The following is a 2431-nucleotide window of genomic DNA, read 5'->3' as shown; positions in this document are numbered from 1 at the left end:
AGCCCACCGCCGCTCCCGCTCCCCAGAGCACGGGCAGCGCGGGACACGGCGGCGGCAAGGGTGACGCGGGCGGCGCCACGGTCGAGGCCCCCAACGCCAACGGTTCGGGCGGCAACGGCAATGCCGGCAAGGGCGACCGCAACGCCCAGGCCGCCGCGGCGAAGAGCAGCAACGACCGCAACAGCGACGCGGGCAACAGCGACAGCCAGAGCCTCAGCGACCCGCTCGCCGGACTCGCGGCGCAGGTTCCGATGCAGCAGCAGGTCGCCCAGAACACGGGCGGCGCGTCGGTGAACGAGTCGGGCGACACCATCAACATCCGCCTCAACAGCCTCATCGACGGCAGCGCGAACGGCAACGGCCAGAACGGCGGCGGCAATGGCGCCAACGCGGGTGCGGGCGGCCTCGACGGCGCTGGCGGCGCCGGCGGTGGCGGCGGCGCGGCCGACGTGGGCAGCATGCGCAAGGCCAACCTGCTCCCCGCGGGTCTCGCCTTCGGCAAGCCGGGTCAGGGTGCGCCGAACGGCAAGCAGAACGAGCAGGCCGGCGCCAACGCCGCGCAGCAGGCTGCGCCTCAGGCCCAGACTGCTGACGCGCAGCCGAGCGCGTCGCACCAGCAGGTGCAGCCGACCACTGAGAAGCAGAAGGCCTAGGTCTGGGGCTCGGGTGTGAGCTGGGTCCGGGGCTAGGTCAGGGCCTCGCTCACGATCTCGCGGGCCTCGGCAAAGATGGCATCGAGGTGCGCTTCGTCGACGAAGCTCTCGGCGTAGATCTTGTAGACGTCCTCGGTGCCGGACGGTCGCGCCGCAAACCAGCCGTTCTCTGTCGTCACCTTGAGGCCACCGATATCCGCGTTGTTGCCCGGCGCGCGGGTGAGGCGGGCCGTGATGGGCTCCCCTGCCAACGTGGAGGCCTTCACCGACTCGGGCGAGAGCTTCTTGAGCACGGCCTTCTGCGCGGGGGTTGCGGGCACGTCGATGCGACGGTAGCGCGGTGTGCCGTGGCGCGCGGTGAGCGCCTGGTAGTGGGCGCCGGGATCGGTGCCGGTGCGCGCGGTGATCTCGACCGCGAGCAGATCCATGATGATGCCGTCCTTGTCGGTGGTCCAGACGCTGCCGTCGAGGCGCAGGAACGACGCCCCCGCGCTCTCCTCGCCACCGAAGCCGCACGCGCCATCAACGAGCCCCTCGACGAACCACTTGAATCCGACGGGGACCTCCCAGAGACGTCGCCCCAGCGCCGCGGCCACCCGATCGATCATGCCGCTGCTCACCAGGGTCTTGCCCACCGAGGCGTCGGCGCGCCAGTGCGGGCGGTTGCGATAGAGATAGTCGATGGCCACCGAAAGGTAGTGGTTGGGATTCATGAGTCCGGCGGTTGGCGTGACGATGCCGTGGCGATCGGAGTCGGTGTCGTTGCCGAAGGCGATGTCGTAGCGATCCTTCAGCGCCACGAGATTGGTCATGGCGTAGGGAGACGAGCAGTCCATGCGGATCTTGCCGTCGTGATCGACCGGCATGAAGGCAAATCTCGGGTCAACGGTGCGGTTCACCACCGTGATGTCGAGTCCGTAGCGCGCAACGATGGGGTCCCAGAAAGCCACATTGGCCCCGCCCAGCGGGTCGGCGCCGATGCGCAGCGTGCAGCCTGCCAGCACGTCGAAGTCGATGACATTTCGCAGATCGTCGACGTAGGGCGTAATGAAGTCGTGCACCCGCACGTAGTCGCCCGAGCGCGGACGAGCAACGCGCCTCACGCCGCGAAGGCCGTCCCGGAGGATGGCGTTGGCGCGGTCTTCCACCCACTTCGTGATGTCGGTGTCGGCGGGGCCGCCGTTCGGCGGGTTGTACTTGAAGCCCCCGTCTTCGGGAGGGTTGTGCGAGGGCGTGACCACGATGCCGTCTGCGCGACTGGCGCCCGCGTGGTCACGGTTGTAGGTGAGAATGGCGTGCGACACCACCGGCGTGGGGGTGAGAACGCCGTCCGGGGCCACCATGACCGTGACCTCATTGGCGGCCAGCACCTCGAGGGCCGTCTCCTGGGCGGGGGCCGAGAGCGCGTGCGAGTCGATGCCGATGAACAGCGGCCCCTCGATGCCCTGCGCGCGGCGATGCTCGCAGATGGCCTGGGTGACGGCCGCGATGTGGTCTTCGTTGAACGCCCGATGAAGCGCCGATCCCCGATGTCCGGATGTGCCGAAGGCCACGCGCTGCTCCGGTACGCTCACATCCGGATGATCGCTGTGGTATCGGGCGCGCAGGGCCTCGACGTCGATGAGCTGCGACTCGGGCGCGCGCTGGCCAGGAACAGCCGAGGTGTTCGGGGTCATGAAGAGCCTCCAGGGCGAGTTTGGAGGGAGGCACTTCAGAGACGGCGAGGCGGTTCCCTTCCGCAGACCAGGAAAGCCCCCCAGCTGACCCACCCATTCGGG

At 69.1% G+C, this 2431-nt stretch carries 2 protein-coding genes; one reads left to right on the top strand and one right to left on the bottom strand.

Annotation, left to right across the window (positions count from 1 at the left end; translation table 11 throughout):
- On the top strand, nucleotides 1-653 hold a 653-nt coding region (locus EB084_23725), incomplete at its 5' end, for a hypothetical protein (GenBank protein NDD31271.1).
- Between the two features lie 32 nt (nucleotides 654-685).
- Here EB084_23725 and EB084_23720 read toward each other — a convergent pair.
- Nucleotides 686-2329, bottom strand: coding sequence for an alpha-D-glucose phosphate-specific phosphoglucomutase (locus tag EB084_23720; protein NDD31270.1), 1644 nt, complete (start codon nucleotides 2327-2329; stop codon nucleotides 686-688).
- Between the last annotated feature and the right edge of the window lie 102 nt (nucleotides 2330-2431).

It is taken from the genome of Pseudomonadota bacterium (assembly GCA_010028905.1).
Classification (GTDB): domain Bacteria; phylum Vulcanimicrobiota; class Xenobia; order RGZZ01; family RGZZ01; genus RGZZ01.
The sequence above is the reverse complement of the archived record's forward strand: the minus strand, read 5'-3'. Positions and strand labels throughout refer to the sequence as shown.